The 23,303-nt window shown below is 48.3% G+C and carries 19 protein-coding genes; 13 read left to right on the top strand and 6 right to left on the bottom strand.

The genetic code is table 11. From position 1 onward, the window contains the following. Positions 1–30: 30 nt before the first annotated feature. Complete coding sequence (locus V7D78_RS08255) at positions 31–669, top strand: OmpA family protein (RefSeq protein ID WP_333607971.1); 639 nt, start codon at positions 31–33, stop codon at positions 667–669. Positions 670–902: 233 nt separating this feature from the next. Here the strand turns inward: V7D78_RS08255 and V7D78_RS08250 are convergent, their stop codons facing one another. Together V7D78_RS08250 and speE are read right to left on the bottom strand one after the other, a co-directional pair. Then, the gene (locus V7D78_RS08250) at positions 903–1,358 is read right to left on the bottom strand and encodes a DUF4124 domain-containing protein (protein WP_333607970.1); all 456 of its coding nucleotides are present in this window, start codon (positions 1,356–1,358) and stop codon (positions 903–905) included. 155 nt (positions 1,359–1,513) lie between these two features. Continuing rightward, positions 1,514–2,377, bottom strand: a complete 864-nt coding sequence (gene speE, locus V7D78_RS08245; protein ID WP_333607969.1) for a polyamine aminopropyltransferase — start codon at positions 2,375–2,377, stop codon at positions 1,514–1,516. 133 nt (positions 2,378–2,510) lie between these two features. On the opposite strand from speE, the gene speA reads away from it, so the two are divergent. From speA to V7D78_RS08210, 7 genes are all read left to right on the top strand, one after another. Beyond that, positions 2,511–4,397 carry a biosynthetic arginine decarboxylase gene (speA, locus tag V7D78_RS08240; RefSeq protein WP_333607968.1) on the top strand — a complete coding sequence of 629 codons (1,887 nt, stop codon included), beginning with the start codon at positions 2,511–2,513 and terminating at the stop codon, positions 4,395–4,397. Positions 4,398–4,603: 206 nt separating this feature from the next. After that, the gene (locus V7D78_RS08235) at positions 4,604–5,167 is read left to right on the top strand and encodes a hypothetical protein (RefSeq protein WP_333607967.1); all 564 of its coding nucleotides are present in this window, start codon (positions 4,604–4,606) and stop codon (positions 5,165–5,167) included. A 16-nt stretch (positions 5,168–5,183) separates the two neighbouring features. After that, complete coding sequence (locus V7D78_RS08230; RefSeq protein WP_333607966.1) at positions 5,184–6,383, top strand: efflux RND transporter periplasmic adaptor subunit; 1,200 nt, start codon at positions 5,184–5,186, stop codon at positions 6,381–6,383. Between the two features lie 10 nt (positions 6,384–6,393). After that, the gene (locus V7D78_RS08225; protein WP_333607965.1) at positions 6,394–7,074 is read left to right on the top strand and encodes an ABC transporter ATP-binding protein; all 681 of its coding nucleotides are present in this window, start codon (positions 6,394–6,396) and stop codon (positions 7,072–7,074) included. Beyond that, positions 7,065–9,569 carry an ABC transporter permease gene (locus V7D78_RS08220; protein ID WP_333607964.1) on the top strand — a complete coding sequence of 835 codons (2,505 nt, stop codon included), beginning with the start codon at positions 7,065–7,067 and terminating at the stop codon, positions 9,567–9,569. The genes V7D78_RS08225 and V7D78_RS08220 overlap by 10 nt, the downstream gene beginning before the upstream one ends. Before the next feature lie 138 nt (positions 9,570–9,707). Next, positions 9,708–10,598 (top strand): acyltransferase, encoded by an 891-nt coding sequence (locus V7D78_RS08215; protein ID WP_333607963.1) that lies wholly within the window; start codon positions 9,708–9,710, stop codon positions 10,596–10,598. A gap of 15 nt (positions 10,599–10,613) precedes the next feature. Next, positions 10,614–11,543 carry an acyltransferase gene (locus tag V7D78_RS08210; protein ID WP_333607962.1) on the top strand — a complete coding sequence of 310 codons (930 nt, stop codon included), beginning with the start codon at positions 10,614–10,616 and terminating at the stop codon, positions 11,541–11,543. A gap of 20 nt (positions 11,544–11,563) precedes the next feature. Here the strand turns inward: V7D78_RS08210 and V7D78_RS08205 are convergent, their stop codons facing one another. Together V7D78_RS08205 and V7D78_RS08200 are read right to left on the bottom strand one after the other, a co-directional pair. Further along, on the bottom strand, positions 11,564–12,793 hold the full coding sequence (locus V7D78_RS08205; RefSeq protein WP_333607961.1) for a methyltransferase: 1,230 nt from the start codon (positions 12,791–12,793) through the stop codon (positions 11,564–11,566). Beyond that, complete coding sequence (locus tag V7D78_RS08200) at positions 12,793–13,638, bottom strand: tetratricopeptide repeat protein (protein WP_333607960.1); 846 nt, start codon at positions 13,636–13,638, stop codon at positions 12,793–12,795. The genes V7D78_RS08205 and V7D78_RS08200 overlap by 1 nt, the downstream gene beginning before the upstream one ends. 310 nt (positions 13,639–13,948) lie before the next feature. Between V7D78_RS08200 and V7D78_RS08195 the strand changes: the two genes are divergently transcribed. Both V7D78_RS08195 and ilvN read left to right on the top strand, forming a co-directional pair. Next, positions 13,949–15,688, top strand: a complete 1,740-nt coding sequence (locus tag V7D78_RS08195; protein WP_333607959.1) for an acetolactate synthase 3 large subunit — start codon at positions 13,949–13,951, stop codon at positions 15,686–15,688. A gap of 1 nt (position 15,689) precedes the next feature. Continuing rightward, a complete protein-coding gene (gene ilvN / locus V7D78_RS08190) occupies positions 15,690–16,181 on the top strand; it encodes an acetolactate synthase small subunit (RefSeq protein WP_333607958.1) in 492 nt (163 codons plus the stop codon). 65 nt (positions 16,182–16,246) lie between these two features. On the opposite strand, the gene V7D78_RS08185 is transcribed toward ilvN, so the two are convergent. After that, positions 16,247–17,434, bottom strand: coding sequence for an NRAMP family divalent metal transporter (locus V7D78_RS08185; protein WP_333607957.1), 1,188 nt, complete (start codon positions 17,432–17,434; stop codon positions 16,247–16,249). A 180-nt stretch (positions 17,435–17,614) separates the two neighbouring features. Here V7D78_RS08185 and V7D78_RS08180 point away from each other — a divergent pair, with 180 nt between their 5' ends. Then, on the top strand, positions 17,615–17,899 hold the full coding sequence (locus tag V7D78_RS08180; RefSeq protein ID WP_333607956.1) for a hypothetical protein: 285 nt from the start codon (positions 17,615–17,617) through the stop codon (positions 17,897–17,899). 51 nt (positions 17,900–17,950) lie between these two features. Here the strand turns inward: V7D78_RS08180 and V7D78_RS08175 are convergent, their stop codons facing one another. Then, positions 17,951–19,972 (bottom strand): hypothetical protein, encoded by a 2,022-nt coding sequence (locus tag V7D78_RS08175; RefSeq protein ID WP_333607955.1) that lies wholly within the window; start codon positions 19,970–19,972, stop codon positions 17,951–17,953. 346 nt (positions 19,973–20,318) lie between these two features. On the opposite strand from V7D78_RS08175, the gene V7D78_RS08170 reads away from it, so the two are divergent. After that, positions 20,319–22,325, top strand: a complete 2,007-nt coding sequence (locus V7D78_RS08170; protein ID WP_333607954.1) for a DNA topoisomerase III — start codon at positions 20,319–20,321, stop codon at positions 22,323–22,325. Between the two features lie 77 nt (positions 22,326–22,402). Further along, on the top strand, positions 22,403–23,197 hold the full coding sequence (locus V7D78_RS08165) for a peptidylprolyl isomerase (RefSeq protein ID WP_333607953.1): 795 nt from the start codon (positions 22,403–22,405) through the stop codon (positions 23,195–23,197). Positions 23,198–23,303 lie beyond the last annotated feature (106 nt).

Raw genomic sequence — 23,303 nt, 5'->3', positions numbered from 1 at the left:
AGGCTATCAGTACATTGGAGTGTAGATAACATGAAAAAAAGCTATTTAGTGGTGATGTTGGCGTCAGCCAGTCTGATATTGGCGGGTTGTGCCACTACAGAGAATCAAAATACTACCCGTGGCACCGCCATAGGTGCTGTTGCCGGTGCTATTGCAGGTAAAGCAACAGGTAACCACAAAAACAAAAGGTTGGTGATTGGTGCTGCGGTAGGTGCCTTAGCCGGGGCGGCTGTTGGCAGCTACATGGATAACCAGGAGAAAGCCCTGCGCGAGCAACTAACCGGTTCAGGCGTAAAAATTGTCCGAGATGGTGACCTGCTGCGCTTAGAAATTCCTGCGCAACTCACCTTTGACATCAACCGCTCAGATATCCGCTCTAATTTGTATCCGGTGTTTAATGACATTGCCAAAGTGCTGCGTGACTATGAAAAGACTATGCTGGTGATTGCCGGCCACACTGATGATACTGGCCCATACCAGTACAATATGAATTTATCACTGGCGCGCGCCGATAGTGTTAAAAACTATCTGGTTGCACAAAACGTTCAGCCTATTCGTATTGAAACCCAGGGGTTTGGCCCGACTTACCCTGCAGTGCCAAATACCTCTGAAGCAAACCGTGCGTTAAACCGTCGGGTTGAAATTCACATAGAGCCGATTGTCGAGTAACACCATCCCGAACTGCATTATAAGCCCCGAAAGGGGCTTTTTTCGTCAACTTTTCGCTACGTTTAAATCAATCATTTGCTTACTTTTTTTACATGACGGACTGAGCTGTATAATATGAGTTTGCCACTGATACCAGCGGGTATCCGCGCCAGCATCAAACTATAACAGCACTTGCCAGACGCCATAAAGCATAAGGCCCTGCAGTGCAGGGCCTTAGTTGAGCTTAAAGAGCATTAGTTCTGGTTAGCCTGGGCATATTGACGCTCTAAATTAACCACTTGCGCTTGCAAACCACGTAAGGTGGCACGCTCAGTACTGATTTTATCGTCATACGACTGTTCAATCCGCTCTATACGCTGGGCTATAGCCGCTAACTCTTCTGCCCGCGGAAAATTACGGCGCAGTTTATACTGTTCCGACTTCAACTCATCCACCTGTTGACGCTTTTCCTGCTCCAGACGACTTATTTGAAATTCGATAAAGCGGCTACGGCGTTTTAAGGCATCTACCTGCTGCCGGAATTCACCCGGACTGCCAGCTTGCGCTGTGCCTACAGGACGCATGTCGACGACTTCAGATTCAGTAGCACACGGAAACTGACTGAACTCCACTACGCCGTTAATCTCACATTTGTAAACTTGCGCCTGTACCGAAAAGGCACCTAATAATAATAACGACCAGAACTTCATAAAACACCACCCCTGCTATGAGCAATAAATGTACAAAAGCCTTGCCAATAACGCAAGGTTAGTTTGACATTTATTTGACGGCCACACTGGCATTTTCGCCAGATCTGCCTCTATTTCCCTCAATAACCCATTCTAGTGCAAGCTTTTGGCCAATATTAGCTGGCATTAAAGGCTTTTTTAACAAAGTTAGGTAACGCCATGGCTGCCTGATGGATTTCGGCATTGTAATACTCGGTAGCAAAGCCGGCTTGCTGCACATCGCTAACCCGAAAGCCATTAAAGGCACTGTTTTTGCGTGCCATAGTGCAGGTCCACCAACCTGACGGATACACCATTTGCGGAAAATTCAGGGTTTGCAAGGCAGCAAAGCCAGCATCCAGCATGGCGCTGCGCATCGCCGTTAATAATGGCATGTGAATCAATGGTGACTCACTTTGCTGCACCAGTATACCGCCCTCACTCAGTGCCGCCAGGCAGTTGGCGTAAAAGGCGCGGTTAAATAAGCCCTCGCCCGGCCCTATAGGATCAGTTGAGTCGACAATGATCACATCAATTGAAGCCGGCTGCACTTCACGCATAAACTTGATACCGTCTTCAAATTTTAAGGTCGCGCGCGGGTCATTGTTGGAGGCACACAACTCTGGAAAGTACTTCTCCGCCATCCGTGTGACCTGCTCGTCGATGTCAATTTGCGTGACCTGCTCTACGCCCGGGTGCTTTAGGACTTCGCGTAAGGTGCCACAATCACCGCCACCAATAATAACCACGTTTTTCGGATTGGGGTGAGTAAACAGCACCGGATGGCTGAGCATTTCGTGATACAAAAAATTATCACGACTGCTTAACATAATGACGTCATCGATCACCATCAGTTTGCCAAAATGGCTGGTTTGATACATGGCTATCTTTTGAAACGGCGATTGCACTTCATCCAGTTTTTCAGTTATGGCCAGACCAAACACACTGCCACTGTCAGCAAACACCTCTGTTAACCATTTTTTGTCATCAAATACTGACATAATCCCCTCCAAATACGTATAAGGTCGGTATTTTGCCTGTGTGCGGGCCAAACAACAAATTTTTCGGCGTTTTTTGCTGCAGTCCGCTGCATTTGCTTTAAACTATGCTCAGTTAACTTTTTGAGGAATAACAATGGCTGCTTGGGGTTTTGAGAAGGCGCGTTCTATTTACAATGTCGCGGTGTGGAGTGAAGGTTATTTTGATGTCAATAAGCAGGGCGATCTGATTGCTTATCCGGATCAGGATCACAGTAAAACCGGCATCAGTTTTCCTGAACTGACTCAGCGCTTTAAAGAAGAAGGCCTGACCCTGCCGGTACTGGTGCGCTTTACCGACATTCTGCAACACCGGGTTGATACACTGATTAAATCTTTCCAACTGGCGAAAGCCGAGAAAGACTATCAGGGCCAATACACGGCGGTCTACCCAATTAAAGTAAATCAGCAGTTTTCTGTAGTAAAACGGCTGATTAGCCACGACAGTGGCAAAGTAGGCCTGGAAGCAGGCAGTAAGCCTGAGCTGATGGCCATTTTGGGCGTCACTGAGCAACCCTTACAAATTGTCTGCAACGGTTATAAAGACAGTGAATTTTTACGGCTGGCGACTATTGGTCAGATGATGGGCCACACCGTCTATGTGGTGGTAGAAAAACTGTCAGAATTAAAAACCCTGCTTCGAGAAATTGATAATTTAGGCGCAGCCCCTCGCATAGGTATCCGCATTCGTTTAAATTCGGTCGGTAAAGGCAAATGGCAAAATACCGGTGGCGAAAAAGGCAAGTTTGGCTTAACCGCCACTCAGGTGTTGCAAGCCATTGATGTTTTACGTGCTGCCGGTAAACTCGACTTATTACAGCTGGTGCATTTTCATATTGGCTCGCAAATTGCCAATATCCGTGATATTCACAACGCTATCCGTGAGTGCGCCCGCCATTATGCTGAACTGCGTACCTTAGGGGTGCCTATTACCACTGTGGATGTAGGCGGCGGTTTGGGTGTCGATTACGAAGGATCGAAATCACGCTCGGCCTGCTCGATGAACTACACCATGATGGAATATGCTCGTAATGTGGTTAATGGTTTAAAAGAAGTCTGTGATGAATACGACTTACCACATCCGAATATTATTACCGAATCTGGTCGCGCCATGACCGCGCACCATGCGGTACTGGTCACGGACGCTATCGACATTGAGCGTGCACCGGGTCTGGTCAATTTACCTGAGCCCAGTGAAGATGCGCCTACCGTTATTTTAGGCCTGTGGGAAGCCTATCAAAATGTGACGCCACGCTCGGCGGTAGAAGCCTATCATGATGCCATCCATTATTTTACCGATGCGCATGCCCAGTATGTGCATGGTCTGTTAACCTTACAGGATTGGTCGTTACTGGAACAAATTTACTTTGCCACCATTAACAAGGTAAGAGCTCACCTGGATTTATCGGCCCGCTCGCACCGCGCTATTCATGACGAGCTGAACGAAAAACTGGCTGACAAGTTATTTGTTAACTTTTCCCTGTTCCAGTCAATGCCAGATGCCTGGGGTATCGATCAGCTGTTCCCGGTGATGCCGCTGGAGCGGATGAACGAGTCACTGGAACATCGCGCTATTATTCAGGACATCACCTGCGACTCAGACGGTCAGCTAAAAAGCTATGCCGATGGCAATGGTATTGAGTCCAGTCTGCCACTGCCGATGTACAAAGAAGATGAGCAATACTTGCTGGGTATGTTTATGGTCGGCGCCTATCAGGAAATTTTAGGCGACTTACATAACCTGTTCGGTGATACCGATTCGGTGCACGTAGAGCTGACTGATGACGGCGGCTATAAGCTGACTAATATCATCAAAGGCGACACCGTGGCCGACGTATTACGCTACGTGCAATTTGATGCCAAAAAGCTGATTGCCTCTTACACTAAGCAACTGGCTAAACTGGATATGAACGCCGAGCGCAAAGATGAATTACTCGACGAGTTAAAAGCCGGCGTTTACGGTTATACCTATTTCGAAGATTAAGCTTCACCGTCACTTTCGCGGGCTGGTTAGCATGCCAGCCCGCTTTATTCCCCCTGATTTTTGCTAAACGCTCCTGTCGCCTATCATCCAGCCATCTGTCAAATCTCAATTTGTTAATTAACATATTTATTTGAATCACCCTTTACATATGTATTAAATACATTACATTTATCTTATTGAAACACTATTAACATAAAAGTGGTTAAATGGGTAATATCAAGCTTAAATGGCTGGTGTTAATGCTCGTTAGTAGCCTGAGCATTTTGTTATGGCACTATTTTCAGCCATTAAAAGACACGGTTTTTACATGGCTAATTCAGCAGGATAAATCTAAGAGTCAGGCCTTAATAGGCCAATATGTTGACCGATATTTGTTGGTAACTCCATTTGCCAGCACACAGCCACATCCTTTAACCGAACTGTTGCCCGATACTCATCTGTTAGTTATCTATGCCAGTTGGTGTGAGCCATGCAAAAGCCTGCTACACACTTACCAGAGTCAGGCCACGCCATTAACGCCGCCGTTATATGTTCTGAGCTTTAATCAAGCCGACATACCACCGGTAGGTTTCCCAACTGAACGCTTTTTATTAGCAGACACGCGTCGGGCTGACAGCATTTTTGCCGGCCTTAGCTACCCGGTGCTTTGGCATTTTTCCCAAAACGGGCAGGTAATAGACGTCATTACAGGTTATGACGAAATCATCTTTCACGAATGGCTGGAGCAGTTTCAACAGACAGCTTTAATTCATTCAGAAGCATCGCACTAAAAGGATAAACGTCAATATGGATATTGTTATTGAACATGAGCGTCGTCGACCCCGCTGGTTATGGTTATTGCTAGTGGGTGTCAGTATTGCCGCATTATTCTGGTGGCTAGCGGCCAGCTCCAGCCCGGTGAATAATGATTCATCAGCCTTACAATGGCAGCAGGTGCAGCGAGGTACAGTACGTTTTACTGCCTCAGGTGTCGGCGAATTATATGCCAGTGAGCAACGCGCCATCAGCGCACTGGAGTCAGGCTATATTACTGAGGTGTTAGCCAAAGCCGGGGATACTGTCGATAACGGTGATGTGTTAATGATTTTGCACAACCCGCAATTGCAACTGGAGCTTGAAGCCGCCCAAAGTGAGTTAAGGCGCACAGATCTGGATGCGCAAGAGGCGTTACTGCGCTTGCATAAAGAATTAGCCCAGGCCGCCATTCTTACCGATAACGCCAGAGCCGATCTCGAGGTGGCGAACTCAGAACTGGATTCATATCAGCAATTATTAGCAGTTAACTCAGTATCGCGGTTGCAATACGAGCAGGCACTGGCAAAACAGCGGAAAAGTCAGAATAATCTGGATACTGCTTTGCAATTACAACAACTGCTTAGTACTCAACAACAGCAAATCAGCGCCAGCTGGCAAGAAAATCTGGCGCTAACCCGCCTTAGAGCTGAACGCATGCAACAACGGGTTGATAGCCTGACAATGCGAGCCAGCCAGCACGGCATTATCAAAGATCTCATGATCACCAAAGGAGATGCGGTCAGTGTTGGCGCCAGACTGGCAGCCATTGGTCCGGAATTGCCCGACTCAGCGCGTTTACAGTTCCCACAACGTTACAACGAACAGTTGAAAGTCGGCACCAGAGTGCAACTGAGTTTGTTGGGCCAACTGGCAGAGGGTGCAATAGTAAGGATTTCACCTGACTTGACACAAGGTGCTGTGCAAGCTGATGTGACTCTGACCAGTATTCCTCCATCAGCACGCATAGGCATGGCGGTCAGGGCGGATGCACAGTTAGGTGAACAGGCTGATGTGCTCTACATCAATACTCTGTTTGAAGCAGATCTGCATAAGCAGGTTCGTATCTGGCGACAACAAAACGGCAAATTAGCACAACGACAACTGAGCAATGTCAGCAGCTTTAATGGCGTCATGGTGTTTACTGAAGGCGTGTCTGAAGGGGAACGAATAGCGGTAGATCCGCAGCTGTAACGAGGTTTTTATGCAACACACACCCATTATTCAGCTTGATAATGTCAGTAAGATTTATCGCATGACCGAACTTGCCTCCCATGCCTTGTCTGAGGTAAACCTTAGCATTGCTGCTGGCGAATTTGTCTGTGTTACCGGCCCCTCTGGCAGTGGTAAGTCAACGTTATTGTCAGTAATGGGTCTGATGGAACCCTTATCAGCAGGTGCGCTGCGCTTTGGCGGCGTCGATGCCAGCCAGCTAAATGCCAGCAGCCGGGCTCAGCTGCGCCAACGCCATCTGGGGTTTGTGTTTCAGTTTTTTCATCTGATTGGTGACTTAAACGTCTTTGATAATATTGCCCTGCCTATGTTATATGCCGGTAAATCTGCAGATCAGATTACACATAGGGTCACAGAATTACTGGAACGGTTGCAGATCAGTCACCGCCGTAACCATTTCCCGCCACAATTATCAGGTGGTCAGCAGCAACGTGTCGCTATCGCCAGAGCATTAGCGAATCAGCCTAGTTTGTTGCTGGTAGATGAACCCACTGGCAATCTGGACAGCAACAGTGGTCAACAGGTAATGGGCTTACTGGCCGAAGCCAATGCAGACGGTCAAGCTATTTGTCTGGTTACTCATGACCCGTCAAGTGCCGCTTATGCCTCCAGACAACTTCGGATGCAGGATGGAAAACTGCTATGCAGTTGATGTCACCGCTGCTGAAGTTGGCGCTTAACACCAGTCAACGCCGCTTGCGGCAAGATTGGTTGTATGCGCTATGTGTGCTCTGCTCTATGTCGATTGTGGGAGTGTTAACCGCCTTGTCTGGCGGTTGGTTGTTTCAGCAACTAAGTTATCAAAATCCGTATCAACATTCGTTACCCCTTTGGTCAGTCAGGTTACATCATCAGGACAGAAATCAGTTCAACGACGACAGCCAGGCGCCGGCATCTGCCCTTTATCAGTTAATGGAGGTGCCTGAGCTGGTCCCTATACTCAGTCTGGCAGAGCCGCAGAGCATGGCGCTACAACACGACAGTATGCCAGAGGCTCAGCAGCTAAAAGTATTAACGGTGATGGGCCATTTCTGGTCGCTGTTGCCAGATGCTCTTGCCCGTGGTCGCCAGCCGCGACCCGATAAAGCAGAAGTAGCCATAAGTTTTGCCTTAGCTGAGCGCCTGTTCGGCCAGGCAGGGCAGGCCTTGCAACAGCCATTGCTATTAAACCAACAGAGCTACCTGATCACAGCCGTGTTAGCACCTGGATTTGTCGCGCCGGGATCACTGGCCAGACAGCAGCAGCCCGCTATGCAAATAGCCGCAGTGTTACCTTATAGCAACCATATGTTGCTGCCAGACAGTTATCAGCGAACGCTGTACTTGCTGGCAACACATACCGATCAGCAGCAATTACAACGAAGTTTGCTGCAACTGATGCAAAGATTAAACATAGCGCAAGATGCTGTTTTGCCTGTAAGTTTGCAAGTAAGGCCTTTACATCAGGTAATGGATGACGGCAAAACCCGCAGCGCCAGTACCGCTTTTATATTGGCGTTGTTGCTGGCCGTCGTTACTATCTGTAGCATCGCTTTATTAAGCCGTGTTAGATTTAATCAACGACGGCACAACCATTTTGTCGCCAGCATAAGTGGGGCTAATCACTGGCAGCGACCGCTGTTTGAATATGTAGAAGTGGCTATACTGGCAATGGCCTCTTTTATTGCCGGCTTGCTGCTATTGCAGTTAAGTTATCTGTTGCTAAGTTATAACCCGTTGCTGCTCGGCCTACTCAACCGTGAATTCCGGCAGTTAAATAGCCTATTCTTATTCTGTTTTAACCTGTTGGCCTTTGGCTGCCTGTTACTGACAACTAAGATCAGCGCTGAGCGCAGCAGTGGCAGGGGCCTGGCGGCTAAAGCCGCTGGTCGCATCAGCCTGACATTACTGCAAGGCACCCAGCTGTTGTTAGCGCTGATGGCGCTGACCTTATGTTTGCAACAAAGCAAGTTAGCCTGGCAAGCGGTCAGCAGTGCGCTGGCACTGAATGTCAGTGATCTATATCAACTTAATGTTGAGTACCCGCCTGGGACACCTTCCCAGCTCATGGCGATTGATCTGGACAACCTGAAACAACGGCTGCTACGGCGGCCTGAGGTCTCACAAGTAGCCATTAGTAACGCTGCAGCACTTGACCTAATCGGCGCATTAACCCGTTACCGCGGGCCAGCCAGCCAGCGCTCTGAGCTGATAAGTAGTAAGGGCAATACCCATATTTACCGCTCCGAACGCAACACTAGCTCGAGCCAATGGGCCGAGCTGGATTATAGCCTGTCGGTTGTGGCCACAGAGCCAGCAATGTTTAGCATGATGCAATACCGGCTGCTCAGTGGCCGGGCATTTCAGGCGGAAGAACGTGACCAGGTATTGTTGACCCCTGCCGCGGCTGCCATGCTGTTTCCAGACAATGCGCCAATTTTAGGACAAAATGTGCCTGGTAGTGGCCGGGTTGGCCAGCATGATCATTGGCATAACCATTTACAGGTTAGTGGTGTCATGCATAGTCCAATCATGTCCGATCCGAGGCTGGCGACACTCAGTATGCTCGGCCAGTTTCCGGCCGTGTTTATTGCCTACCATCCCGGGTTAGATTTAACGGCATTATCTTCACTCAGTAACCGCCCACAAATGAAGCTGATTTTTCAGGCCAATAGCATTTTGCCAGAGCAACTCTGGACTGATAGGAGTAGCAATGAGTCCGTTGCCCAAACCCGCTATCAGTTCGTTTCACTGCATCAAGAATTACAGCAACGCTTAGCCTTTCATCTGTTATCTGCTTCGGCGGTGCTTAGTTTAGCACTGGCCGTGTTGTTAACACTGATGATGGTCAGTTACAGCAACATCCGTTTAGCCTTTCAATCGCGCCAGGCCGAGTTTGCGTTACGCCTGACCTTAGGCGCTGATGAGCACAAGCTTAGTTGGTGGCTTATCCGCAAAGAACTCCGACTGGTTTTGCTGTTTAGCCTGCTGTGGTTGGCTGTGGGAGGCCTCCTGCAACATCTGGCAGAGGCAGTGGCATTAAACGTAAACGCGCTGGATTTTATCAATGCCAGTATATTGGTGTTAGCAAGCTGTGCAGTAAGCGGTGGCTTGGCATTGCGTCAGGCATTGCAGGCGGCGCCGATGGCCGCACTGCGCGAGGCATAAAACCTGTAGTTGAGGGCTTACTTTAGGGTTATACCTATTTCGAAGATTAAGCTAGAATATGCACTGATCGGAGGTGTTTGTAATACACCTCCTCTTTTTAGCGGTGGTATTGACCACCAACAATGAGATGAGTGCGTTATGTTACGATGGTTACCGCGCCCGTTAAAAGGGGCTTTGTCTTTAGTGCTGTACACGGTAAACACCTTATTTTGGTTTATCCCTCTGCTGCTGGTGGCGGTGCTGAAATTACTGCCGGTTAAGCAATGGCAGGCCTGGATGAGCTACCTGGCGGATGCCATTGCCGTGGCCTGGATCAGTTTCAATAATCTGACAACACATATTTTCACCTCGATTAAATGGCATATTGAAGGGTTGGAAAAGCTATCACGCAAAGACTGGTATCTGATTATTGCCAATCATCAGTCTTGGGCCGATATTCTTATTTTGCAGAATATCTTTAACCGCAAGATTCCTTTTATTAAATTTTTCCTGAAAAAAGAGCTACTTTACGTGCCGTTTATGGGTATTTGCTGGTGGGCGCTGGATTTCCCTTTTATGAAGCGTTACAGCAAAAACTTTTTGCTGAAAAACCCACATTTGCAGGGTAAAGATATTGAAACTACGCGCAAAGCCTGTGAAAAATTCCGTTTTAAACCTGTGTCAGTAATGAATTTTGTTGAAGGTACCCGCTTGACTCAACAGAAGCACGACAAGCAGCAATCGCCATTTCAATACCTGTTAAAACCCAAGGCAGGCGGTACGGCTTTTGTACTGGGCGCTATGGGTGAGCAACTGCACAAACTGCTGGATGTGACCATTCACTACCCGGATGGCATCCCCTCGTTCTGGGATTACATTTCCGGCAAAGTTCGTGCTATAACAGTCAACATCAATGTTTTACCCATTAGCAAAGAGCTAATAGGTGATTATAACGATCTGGTTTATCGCGAACGCTTTCAGCAATGGCTGAACCAGTTGTGGATTGAAAAAGATCAGCATCTGGCCAGGCTGCAAAGCAACGGCAAATAACGGAGTGCTTCAAGCATGTTAAGCTTTCTGCCCGGTTTTTTAATACTGCCCATTAGTTTCAGTTTATTTGCGCTGAATCTGGCATTCTGGGGCATAGTGGTAACGCCTCTTGGCTTGCTAAAACTGTTACTGCCTTTTGCGGCTGTGCACAAAATTATCGCTGCCATTGGCCGGCGCTGCTATCGCGGCTGGACCGCTGTGAATACCTTTTTAATGAACCTGTTTAACGATATTGACTGGCAAATCAGCGGTGCCAAGCAACTGGATAAAGACAGCTGGTATCTGCTGATGGCAAACCATAAAAGCTGGGTAGATATACCGGTGGTCAGTGCTTTTGCCTACCATTTGATCCCAGAGCCCAAGTTTTTCTTAAAAGACCAGCTGAAATGGGTGCCTTTTTTAGGCACAGGCTGTTGGGCGCTGGATATGCCTTACATGAAGCGCTACAGTGCTGCTAAGCTGGCCAAGCACCCGGAGTTAAAAGGCAAAGATATTGATACCACGCGCAAATCATGTGAGAAATTTCGCTTTACCCCTACCACCATCATAAATTTTGTCGAAGGTAGCCGCTGCACAGCACAAAAACAGCGTGAGAAAAATAGCCCTTTTACTTACCTGTTACCGCCGAAAGCCGGTGGTGTTGCTTTTACGCTGGCCAGTATGGGCGAGCAATTTAATGCCATTCTCGATATCACCCTTATTTACCCTGATAATCAGCAGCATATTGCGCTGGACATGTTAATGGGCCGCTTAAAGCGCGTAGTGATCCAGGCCGATATTCTGGCGGTGGACGAGCAGGTGATAGGAGATTATTTTAATGATGCGCTGTTTCGGGATAATTTTCAGCAATGGTTGAATAACCGCTGGCAGTTGAAAGATCAGCGTATTGGCCGCTTTTATCAGCAACAGCAGCAAGCCAAATCTTCCGAGATTGCCGCTTGCTAATAGCGGCCGCGATAAACCGCCTAGTGAGGCAAGATATCGCGGATAGCGCTAAGTAAAAAATTTCGCGGCGTAACCTGGTAATCACAAAAGGCTGTTAATGCCACCTGATAACCTTGTTGTTGCAAATACAGCGCCCGGTCCAGCACCAACCATAACTCCAACGGTCGCCGGAACAAATGCCTTACCAGTTCAATACGCCGCACCAGCAGTGCCTGTGCAGCGCCGGCAGCTAAGTAGCGCGCCCAGTCTGTATTGGCTGGCACATCTAGCTGATGCTGACTGGCTGCCCAGTGACAAAAATCCGCAAAATCACCACTAAAGCCTTGTTTTGACACTGAGGCTAACGGCCGGTAGCGTTGATCACCTGTTAGCTCAGCGCGCAGCGCCTGATATGAAAGGCGCCAGTGCACTTCGGTATGGCGTAGTTTTTCTACCCTGGCGCCAGCTGTCACCTGGCCTTGCACAGCCAGCTTCAAATCATGTTGGCTGAGCGCTAAATCCTGCTGCTGTGCCACTGTGGATAACGGCTGATACTGCTCATCGGCAATTAAATGATAGCAACAAGGCGCCAAATGCAGTTGCTGACAACCGGCCTGCACCGCCTGTTGCAACAAGCTAATATGCAACTGACCACAAGCATGCAGCGCCAACACCCGCTGCTGTGGTGCAAGTACCGCACTGCCATGAGGTGATAGTACATCAGCATGCACAAAGCGCTGCGGCAGCTGAAACTGCCTGGCCAGCTGCTCACCTGCTTCGCATAACGGCTGCTGCCACTCAATACTGGTGACTGGTCGGTTAAATTGCCAGGCTAACAAGCGTCCCAGATGACCTTTACCGGCACACCATTCCAACATCGGTAGCGTGCTGGCTGGCAATTGCCTGGCGAAGGCATCAATTTGTGCCAGCTTACGTCCGCTAATCCCATTGGCCAACCAGAACGGCACCGGTTTCAGCTCTGAAGGACATTGCGCAAAACGGGTTTGTCCAGTAACTGCTGTCGTCAGATAATGATTCAGCCTAAAGACACAGCCAAAAAACTCGCCAAAATGTTGTTGCTGCAAGGCTGGATTTTTGTCAATAGCATCCAGATCCTGCTCAGACAAGCTTAACAGCTTTTGCTCAAGCGCCGGGTTTTGCCAGGGCAGTTGTTGCCAGGCAAAAGGCACCAGTTGCCAGTAAGGTCTGAATTGCTGGAGCAGTGCACTGCAATGGGCAAACTCCTGCAGCAGCGAGCCGATCTCTGACACTAGTACAACAAACTGTATAGTTTACGGCGGTATTGGCTGGCCACCGCATCGCCTTTGGGTAAAGCGGCTAAAATATCCAGGTACAGCTTTTTACTGCCACCGTAGTTGAGATCCTGCTGCAAAATGCCCAGCAGCATTGCCAGCGCTTCTTCACTGCGCTGCACCGCCTGATATTGCACCGCCAGCTGCTCTTTCAGGCTTTGATCATTAGGATTCGCCGCCAGTAGCTGCTCCAGCGCCTGAATTTCAGGGCTGTCAGCCGCTTCCAGAGCCAGTTCCAGTTTCGCTTGTACTGCCTTAAACACACTGTCCTGATCGGCTAGTTTAACTTCTGCCAGCAGCGCCTGCGCCTGAGGCAGCTGGCCTAAACTTACTGCGGTATCGGCCAGCCAAATTTTCAGTTCGGCGCGCTCTGGTGCTAAATCAAGGGCTTGCTTAAACAGTGAGTAAGCTTCTGCCGGGTTTTGCTCAGCCAGATATTGCTGGGCTTTGGCAATCAGCTCATCTTCAGGTTTGGGCAAATACGGTTGTAAGCGAGCCATAATAGCTTGCTCTGTTTCTACTCCGGCAAAACCATCCACCGGCTGACCATCTTTAATCAGCATTACCGTCGGTAAAGACTGCACCCCAAACTGCATAGCTAAATCGGGCTGGTTGTCACAATCTACCCTGGCCAGTAGCAGTTGCTGTGGGTATCGCTGCACTATCGCTGCAAGTAAGGGGGTTAGTTGCTGACAGCCCTGGCTACGTGCCGACCAAAACTGAAACAGCACCAGCTGTCTGGCAGAGCACTCTATCACCTCACGGGCATTATTCAGGGTGACGTCAACAATAGGGCGGGTCATACACAATTCCAAAAGCGGCAAATAATGATATTACTATGCGGTCAGCTGCTGGCTTTTACAAGGCGCTTAATTGCTATGAAATCCTGAAAAAAGCATCGACTTTGAGCGACACATCCCGTAAATTACTTAAGCGCATAACAATACGACTTCAAAGAAGCACTACAACAGCGCAAAATACAAGCAACCAGTCCACGTAGCACAATAAAACTGTATTCACCCATAGGTGAATACAGCCTGTTATTACTGCGCCCGCAACGGCTTGGCCGAAGCTAGCGCTGTTATTAGCCTATGCACACGATGAGACGACACTATGACAAGCCACAACAAGCACACCGAGCTGTTATCTGGTGCAGCGATGATTATCAGAGCGCTGGCCGATGAGGGGGTTGAATACCTTTACGGTTACCCTGGCGGTGCGGTGTTACACATCTACGATGCGCTGTATCAGCAAAATAAAGTTAAACATGTATTAGTTCGCCATGAGCAGGCCGCAACCCATATGGCCGATGCCTATGCCCGGGCTACCGGCAAAGCCGGTGTAGTATTGGTCACCTCTGGACCGGGTGCAACTAATGCAGTGACCGGTATCGCCACTGCCTATATGGATTCGATTCCTATGGTGGTGTTAACCGGCCAGGTGATGAGTCACCTGATTGGCGAGGATGCCTTTCAGGAAACCGACATGCTCGGTATTTCAAGGCCGATTTGTAAGCACAATATGTCAGTGCGCCGACCGGAAGATATTCCCTATTTGATTAAAAAGGCTTTCCATATTGCACAAAGCGGCCGACCCGGCCCTGTGGTATTAGATATTCCCAAAGACATGACAATACCCAGTCAGAAGTTTCCATATCATTATCCGACTGAAATTAGCCTGCGCTCTTATCAACCGAAACTAAAGGGCCATAGCGGCCAGATAAAGAAAGCGGTAACGGCATTGTTAGCCGCAAAGAAGCCTATTCTGTATGCTGGCGGTGGCGTAATTATGGGCAATGCTTCGGCTGAACTAACTGAGCTGGCGCAACTGTTAAATCTACCCGTCACCAACACCCTGATGGGCCTGGGTGCATACCCGGCAGGGGATAGACAGTTTATTGGTATGCTGGGCATGCACGGTAGCTACGAGGCTAACCAGACCATGCACAATGCAGACCTGATATTTGCAGTGGGTGCCCGCTTTGATGACAGGGTCACCAATAACACCAAAAAATTCTGTCCGCAGGCCACTATCATCCATATTGACATTGACCCGGCAAGCATCAGTAAAACGGTGAATGTGCATATTCCGATAGTAGGCCTGGTACAGCCTGTACTAAGCGATATGCTGGAGCTGCTTAAACAAAAGAAGAAAAAACCCGATGCGGTGGCGTTGGACGGCTGGTGGCAACAAATTGAGCAGTGGCGCACTGTGCACGGCGGCCGCTATGACACTGAAAGTCCCTTACTAAAACCGCAGTATGTCATTGAGCAAGTTAGTAAGATCACCAAAGGTGAAGCCTATGTCTGCAGCGATGTTGGCCAGCATCAGATGTTTGCTGCTCAGTATTACCAGTTCAACAAACCTAATCGCTGGATAAACTCGGGCGGCCTTGGCACCATGGGCTTTGGTTTACCGGCAGCGATGGGTATTAAACTGAACTTTCCGGATGCTGACGTAGTGTGCGTGACCGGTGAAGGCTCTATTCAGATGAATATTCAGGAATTGTCTACCTGTAAGCAATATGGGCTGGGCGTAAAAATTATTAACCTGAACAATGGTTATCTGGGCATGGTTAAGCAATGGCAAGACATGAACTATGAATCACGTTATGCCAGCTCTTACATGGACTCACTGCCTGATTTTGTCAAACTGGCCGAAGCCTATGGCCATGTCGGTATCAGGGTCACCAGCACTGAAGAACTGCAACCGGCACTGGAGCGGGCTTTTGCCCTGAAAGATCAACTGGTGTTTCTGGATATCCATATCGACCCGAAAGAGCACGTCTACCCGATGCAGGTACCGGGCGGCGCGATGAATGACATGTTTTTAAGCAAAACAGAGAGGACTTAACATGCGGCATATCATTTCTGTTTTGTTAGAAAACGAATCAGGCGCCTTAGCACGCTTAGTGGGTCTGTTTGCGCAGCGTGGCTATAACATTGACTCGTTAAACGTCGCCCCTACCGACGATGCTACGTTGTCGCGGTTGACCCTGGTGACCCATGGTAGTGATCAGGTGATCGAACAAATCAGCAAGCAACTGCACAAGTTGATTGAAGTGGTAAAGGTGTCCGATATCAGTGAGGCGGCGCATATTGAGCGTGAGCTGATGCTGGTTAAGGTTAAAGCCAGTGGTAACCAACGCGAAGAAGTAAAACGCTGCGCCGATATTTTCCGCGGCCAGATCATTGATGTGACGCCAGCTACTTACACCATACAATTGGTTGGCACCAGCGATAAACTGGATGCCTTTCTGCAGTCACTAGGTGCTATACCTATTATGGAAGTTGTGCGCAGCGGTGCCTCTGGCATTGCCCGCGGCGAAAAAACGCTGGCGTTATAGCCCTGTAAAAATGCAGCATGGTACTTCTCCATGCTGCACTCACTCATCATAGTTCCCTTCTGCTATCAGGATAATAAGCCGCCCAGCCAGCTCAGATAGAGCAGCGCGAAGCCGCTCAGATATAACAGTCCGGCCCAGCTGAGCAGCTTAAGCGGCCATGCTAAACCACCAGCGCCTTTGCCAGACATCAGGCTGTAATTCAGCCAGGCGAACACCGGGGTGGTTAAAAACGCCAGTGTCATAGCAAAAGTTAATAAGGGTCCAAGCGCCGCGCTGAAAAATAAAATTAATGCCATGCCACAGCTAGCCTGTAACATCAGCCAGATATTTAAGCTGTATCGATTACCGGGTTGCTGAAAACCCAGCAAAATAGCAGATTCATTTAAGGTGCGGGCATAACCATCCAGCACAGTTATAGTGGTGCCGAACATACATAAAAACGCAATGAAAGCGACCAAAGGTCGCGTCCATTCACCTATAGTGCTGGCATACATGCCGATTAATTGCTGAGCAAAAGCAGCTCCGGCCATCGCTATTTGCTGCTCTGAGCCGTATTGCACCAGTGCACCCAAACTAACAAACACCAGAGCCAGGCCTGCGGTTAGCCAATATCCCAGATTAAAATCGAACAAACCTTGCTGACGACTGATGCTGTGCTGACGCAATTTAGCTTTGAGCCATAATGAGCTGATAGCAGAGATTTCAATCGGTGCTGGCATCCAGCCCATAAGGGCCACCAAAAACCCAAGTGAGACTAATTGCCAGGGCGAGGGACCGATAAAATCTGCCGGGGCATTAGCACCGTTACTGGCAGCAATGATGACCGCCGCTAGGGTGCTTATCATGAGCAACAACATGATTAGCTTGGCCACCTTATCCAGTGCCTTATAATGGCCAAATAGCAAAATAGCTAAACAGCAGGATAGAATCAGCATACATAACAGCGGTACAGCCACTGGCCAGGGTAGCGCATAATGCAGCAAGCTGGCCGTAAGCAGCAGCACACCGGCGGTATTTACCACGGCTGCAATAATGTTTAAGCCAATAAAACTGTAGAAGTAAACTTTGCCTTTACGCTGATAGCCCTGTAGTAAACTTTCATTATGCTGAAGCGTATATTGCACACCAAATCGAAAAAACGGGTACTTTAAAATATTTATCAGCAAAATAAGCCAAATAAGTTGCCATCCAAATAAGGCGCCGGCCTGAGTAGAAGCTACCAGATGCGAGCCGCCAATAGCCGCTGTCGCCATTAAGATTCCGGGCCCTAAAGCCTGTAATCGCCCTCGCCACAGCCCAGAAAATTGAAGCATAATGCCTGCCAGTTGTTGTTATTTTTTGCCTGCTAGCTTAGCCTAAGTCATTGCGGCTTGCAGCATTAGAATAGCCGCTCCCCTGACATCTTTTAATGCACACTAGCAGGATAGAATCTCATGACAATTGAAAATATACCGCAAGACGACGACTTGCTGGATCAGGCTATGGTGTTTGAGGTGATTGAAAACCAGTTGGCTGATAATTACCCTAAGCAGGTTAAAGAAACGCTACTACGTTTAACGATGAAGGGAAACAGTCGGGAAACAGCGATTGAGCTAATTGCCTGTGCCTTAGCACCTGAAATGGAAGCCGTGATTGAGCAGCAACAAAGCTTTAATCTGGAGCGGTATGTGTCGCATCTGGCGTTACTACCTGATACACCCTGGTTAGCAGAAGAGTAAATCAAGTATTGGCCTGACAGCGATACTGTCAGGCCAATAACAAAGTTAAGGTTAAGGCTGCAGCTCGCGAATACGTTGCTCCAGCTTTTCAATTTTTTCCTGCGCTTGCTCACGATAACGGGTTAGGCGTTCTATGGTAGCGGCAGAATTGGTTTTAACAAAATTGACCTGATCTTCCAACTGCATTTTTTGCTTATCCCACTGCAGACGTTGTGATTGCACGTCCTGCATTTGTTCACGCACCTGCTGTAACTCTTCACGTAACTGCTTAATCACTTCACGCTGCTCCTGCTGGTGACTAGCCGTTAACGCACTTTGCTGTTTCAGCATGGCATTGGTAGATCTTAACTGTTCAATGCTTTCATTATCATCGCTACTGACTAATGGGTTCTGCAAAGTCTTAAGTTGCGACAGTTCGTAATCTAACTCTGACACCTTATCGGCCTGACGGGCTGCCGCTGCTATAGCTTCATCGCGCTCTGCAGATAACTCCTGCAGCATCTTTTGCTGCTGTACCTGCAGCTCTTCTATCGCCGCAGTATGCTGCTGTTGCAACTCCAGCAGCTGTTGTTCAGTTTGAGCATCGTCTAATCCAGCACCTGCTCCGACCTGCTGCAAGGCATTGGCTTCTGCTAACGCCAGTGCTTCGTTAGCTTGTTGTAACTGCTGTTGTAATTGCGCTTGTTGTTCCGCGTATTCCTGAACTTGTTGCTCAGCAGCTGCTAACGCAAGAGCTAATTCTGAACCATCTGCTGCATCTGGCTGTTGTTGGGCGGCCAGCGCCAATGCAGCCGCTTCGTTCGCTTGCTGTAGTTGCGCCTGAAGTGCCGCAGTCTGCTCAGCATAACTGGTCAGTTGTTGGCGTGCTTCTGCTAAAGCTTGCTCAAGCTTAGGATCCGCAGCTGGCAAACTACTGGCCGCAACCTGACCTTTACTGGCTAATTTCTGTAACAGCTCATCACGCTCACTGGTCAGTTCAGCACAGGCCTGAGCATACTCGGCTAACTGCTGATGTATCTGGCCTTTGGCGGCAAAATGCGCTCGTTGCTGCTCAGTCAGCTTTTGCTGCGCAGCTTCACGCTCGCTAGTCAACTGCACACACTGTTGTTGCAGTTGTTCAAATTCTGTTTCGCGCTGCTGGAATAACTGCTGCTGTTGCTGAAGCTCGTCCTGATGCGTCTTCTGCTCAGTCTGTAACTGATCCAACTGTTGCTGTAATGCCGCTAATTGAGTTTCCAATTCGCTGGCATGCTCAGTGCGCTCAGCCGCCTCTTGCTGTAAAGCCTGAAAATTTTGCTGTGCTGCGGCCAGAGTATCTTTTAGCTGTTGCTGCTGCTGAGCGGCTTCCGCTAACTGTGCCGTTAAAGTGGCATGTTCATTAGTTAACGCTGTATGCTGCTCAGTTAAAGCCTTATGCTGGTCAGTTAACTCAAGCTGTTGCTGCCTAATTTGCTCAAGCTCAGCTGCAGTGGAAGCAATCTGCTCTGTTTTAGATGTTAATTCCTGCTGTAATTGCGTTAATTGTGCAGCAGCTGCAGTGAGTTGTTGCTGCTGCTCCTTACTGAGTTGCTGCTCCTGCTGCCATTTCTGGTACTGCTCTTGCAATTGTTGCTCTAAATCAGCGGTATGATCAGCTAACTGTTGTTTCTCCGATGCTAACTGCGCAAAACGCTCTGCCTGCATCGCCAGTTTTTCTTGCTTCGCACCCAACGCCGCTTCCAGCTCATTTTTACGGCTGTCCAGTTGCTGCAGCGATTGCTGTAAATGTTGATTATGCTCAACCGCGCGCACTTCGGCTTGAATAGCTTCAGTTAGCTGATGATTTAACTGCTCAGTAAGCTTTTGGGTTTGCTGTTGCGCTTCGCGCTGAAAGGCGGCAATAAAATCGCTACTGAACACCGATTGCTGCCCGGTAGCAGCGGCTTGAGCCTGCTCATTTCGCCATTTCTGGTAATGCACAACCAGACTGGCCTGAGGCCCCTCTACCTTGGTTAACAAATAATCCAGCGATACTGGTTTACCAGCATGCTGTAACTCGTCGCATATGCGTTTGACATCGGTATATTGGGTCATGGTAATTACACCGTCTCAATTCAGGTAAAAGCTACGACAAAAAAAGGATTCTAAGCTTAACAAATGTTGACAACTGTGCAATGAAATTCTGAAATTAAACAAGAAAAACAGCTTACTGCACGCTCAGATTTAAGGGTAACTAATTGAATTATATTGATTACGTCAATTTCTCATATCAGTTGCTATTTAATTGATTTTTTAGTTGCTCATCTTATCTAATTCTTTTGTATTAGTTTAGTGCGGCAGACAATGTCCATTTTTGAGATATCCTGCATAAAAAATGTTGCTTTTTTGCAAATTAAGCACTAAATTCACTGTGCATTTATACAGCTTCCGGGGTGCAACAATGATTCTTTACATCGCTGAAAAACCTAGCCTGGGTCGAGCCATCGCGGCAGTACTACCCAAGCCTCAACACAAAGAACCCGGTTGCATCAGACTGGCGAATGGTGATGTCGTTAGCTGGTGTATTGGTCATTTACTGGAACAAGCGTCCCCGGAAGATTACCAACCCGAATTCAAACGCTGGCAAGCAGCGCATTTACCGATTATCCCGCAAAGGTGGCAGCTTAAAGCTCGAAGCAGTAGCCAGCAGCAGTTAACCATCCTGAAAAAACTTATCAAACAAGCGGATCAGATCATTCATGCCGGCGATCCCGACCGTGAGGGACAACTGTTAGTAGACGAAGTTTTAGCCTGGAGTGGTGTTAGTGCCTGTAGAATTGCTAATACGCAGCGCTTATTAATCAATGACCTAAACCCGTCTGCGGTAAAAAAAGCATTAGCGCAGTTAAAACCAAACCGTGACTTTGTGCCGCTCTCAACCTCGGCTCTGGCACGAAGCCGGGCAGACTGGCTTTATGGTCTCAATATGACCAGAGCATACACCTTACAAGGCCAGAAAGCCGGTTATCAAGGTGTGCTGTCTGTAGGGCGGGTACAAACACCTTTATTAGGTTTGGTGGTGCGTCGTGATGCCGAAATAACTCAATTTACAGCTACCGATTTCTTTCAGGTAAAAGCCTCTGTAAAAACCGCTGAAAATGGCATTTTTAGTGCCTGGTGGCAACCCAGTGTAGCATGCGAACCTTATCAGGATAGTGAAGGTCGCATAATACATCGGGCACTGGCAGAGAAAGTTTCTGAAAAGATTCGTGGCCACAGTGCGATAGTCACCAAACTTACGCAAAATGAACGCCAACAAGCCGCCCCATTACCTTATAGTTTGTCCGCACTGCAAATTGACGCCGCTAAACTTTACAAACTGTCGGCTCAACAGGTTCTCGATAGCTGTCAGCAGTTATATGAACGACACAAGCTTATTACTTATCCACGCTCAGACTCTAGATACTTGCCTAATGAACAGTGGGCGGCTGCGGCCAAGGTCACCAAAGCTATGGCAAACAATTGTGCCGTATTGCAACCGCAGGTGGCCGCAGCCGACTTAACTTTACGCAGTAAAGCCTGGAATGACAAACTGGTAGAAGCACATCATGCGATTATTCCGACAGAAAAAAACCTGCCGCTTGAACGCCTGAGCCATACCGAGCAACAGCTGTATACACTTATTGCTAAACAGTATCTGGCACAATTTTACCCGTTACACCGCTACCAACAAACTCGGGTTGAGCTGGACATACAGGGGGGCTTATTTATTTCCAAGGCCCGCATTGAACGTGAAGCCGGCTGGAAATCTTTATTCTCCAAAACAAAACAGCCGCAGGCTGAAACTACGCAAGAGATGGAAACCGAAGAGAACCTAAGCGCGCTACCCTTATTGACTCAGGGACAGATTTTACACTGCACTGATGCCGCGGTTATTGCCCGGCAAACCGAGCCTCCGGCACCTTTTAATGATGCCAGTTTATTAGCTGCCATGACGGGTATTAGCAGGTATGTAAAAGATCCGGATATAAAAAAAATTCTGAAAGACACAGATGGCTTAGGCACTGAAGCCACCCGGGCAGGCATTATTGAACTGCTATTTAAACGGGGATTCTTGTGCCGGCAAGGGAATGCTATTCATGCCACCAGCACAGGTAAGGCATTAATTGCAGCCTTACCGGATAGCGCGACCTTGCCAGATATGACCGCACAATGGGAAGCCAGTTTAAATGCCATTTGTCAGCGTCAGAAAAGTTATCAGGCTTTTATGCAGCCTCTGACTGAAAACTTACAGCTTTTAATTGAGCAGGCATTTTGTCATTTACCCAGCGGCTTACCGCAACAAACCAAGCGCTGGCCTAACGCTAAATACAGCGCTGGCAAAGGGGGAGCTTCACTTCGCGGAGCAAAGAACAACAGAAAGAAGAAAACAACCAGCTCACGACAAACCAGGCAGAATAGTAATTAATTGTTACGCCGCTGGCTTTGCCGCAGGCGTATGGCATATCATCACGCCAGATTTGTTCAGATATGAAGTGGTCTTTTATGCAAAAAATCTTTCGCAGCAGCCTGATAGCTGCCAGTTTTGCCGTTAGCAGTTTAGTTGTCACCAGCCTGTTAGCCAGCAGCACTGCACTGGCCACAATAGTGCAGGTAAAAACCAATGTTGGCGATTTCGAAATAAACCTGTTTGATGAAATCACCCCTGTTACGGTACAAAACTTTTTAAACTACGTCAGCAGTGAGCGTTATGATGGTACTGTGATCCACAGGTTGTTACCGGGTTTTGTTGCCCAAGGCGGTGGTTTTCGCTTTAGCGGCCAGTTACCGTTACAAGCAATCAGCACCAATGCCGCAATTATTAACGAGCCAAAATTGTCCAACGTTCGCGGTACTATCGCCATGGCAAAATTAGGTAATGATGCTAACAGCGCGACTAACCAATGGTACATTAATCTGGCCGATAACAGCAGCAATCTGGACCGGCAGAATGGTGGCTTTACAGTATTTGGTCAAATCAGCAGCGCAGATATGCAGGTGCTGGATGCCATGGCAGCCTTACCACGTTTTAATTTTGGCGGTCTCTTAGAAAACCTGCCACTACGTAACTACACCACCGCCGATCGTTTGAATAATACCCCTTTAGTAGCACATAACTTCATTACCATTGAAAGTATTGTGGTCGTTGACAGTCGTGCTAATACTGCTGCTGGCTTAAACCCTGTACCAAATACTCCTATTAACGCACAGGAACCGGCAACCAGTAGTGGCGGCAGTAGCAGTTGGCTTTGGCTTGGTGCCTTGCTGGCTTGTGTCTGCAGACGCCGCAGCCACACATAAAAATCTTGATACCTTTGGGGGCCGTTTGGCCCCTTTTTTAATGATTTGATTTTATTCTATAAACACTCGTTAATAGATCAATTAGTTCTTTTTAGTCATGAATGAA

The sequence above is a fragment of the Arsukibacterium sp. genome (assembly GCF_036735525.1).
GTDB lineage: Bacteria > Pseudomonadota > Gammaproteobacteria > Enterobacterales > Alteromonadaceae > Alishewanella.
The sequence above is the reverse complement of the archived record's forward strand: the minus strand, read 5'-3'. Positions and strand labels throughout refer to the sequence as shown.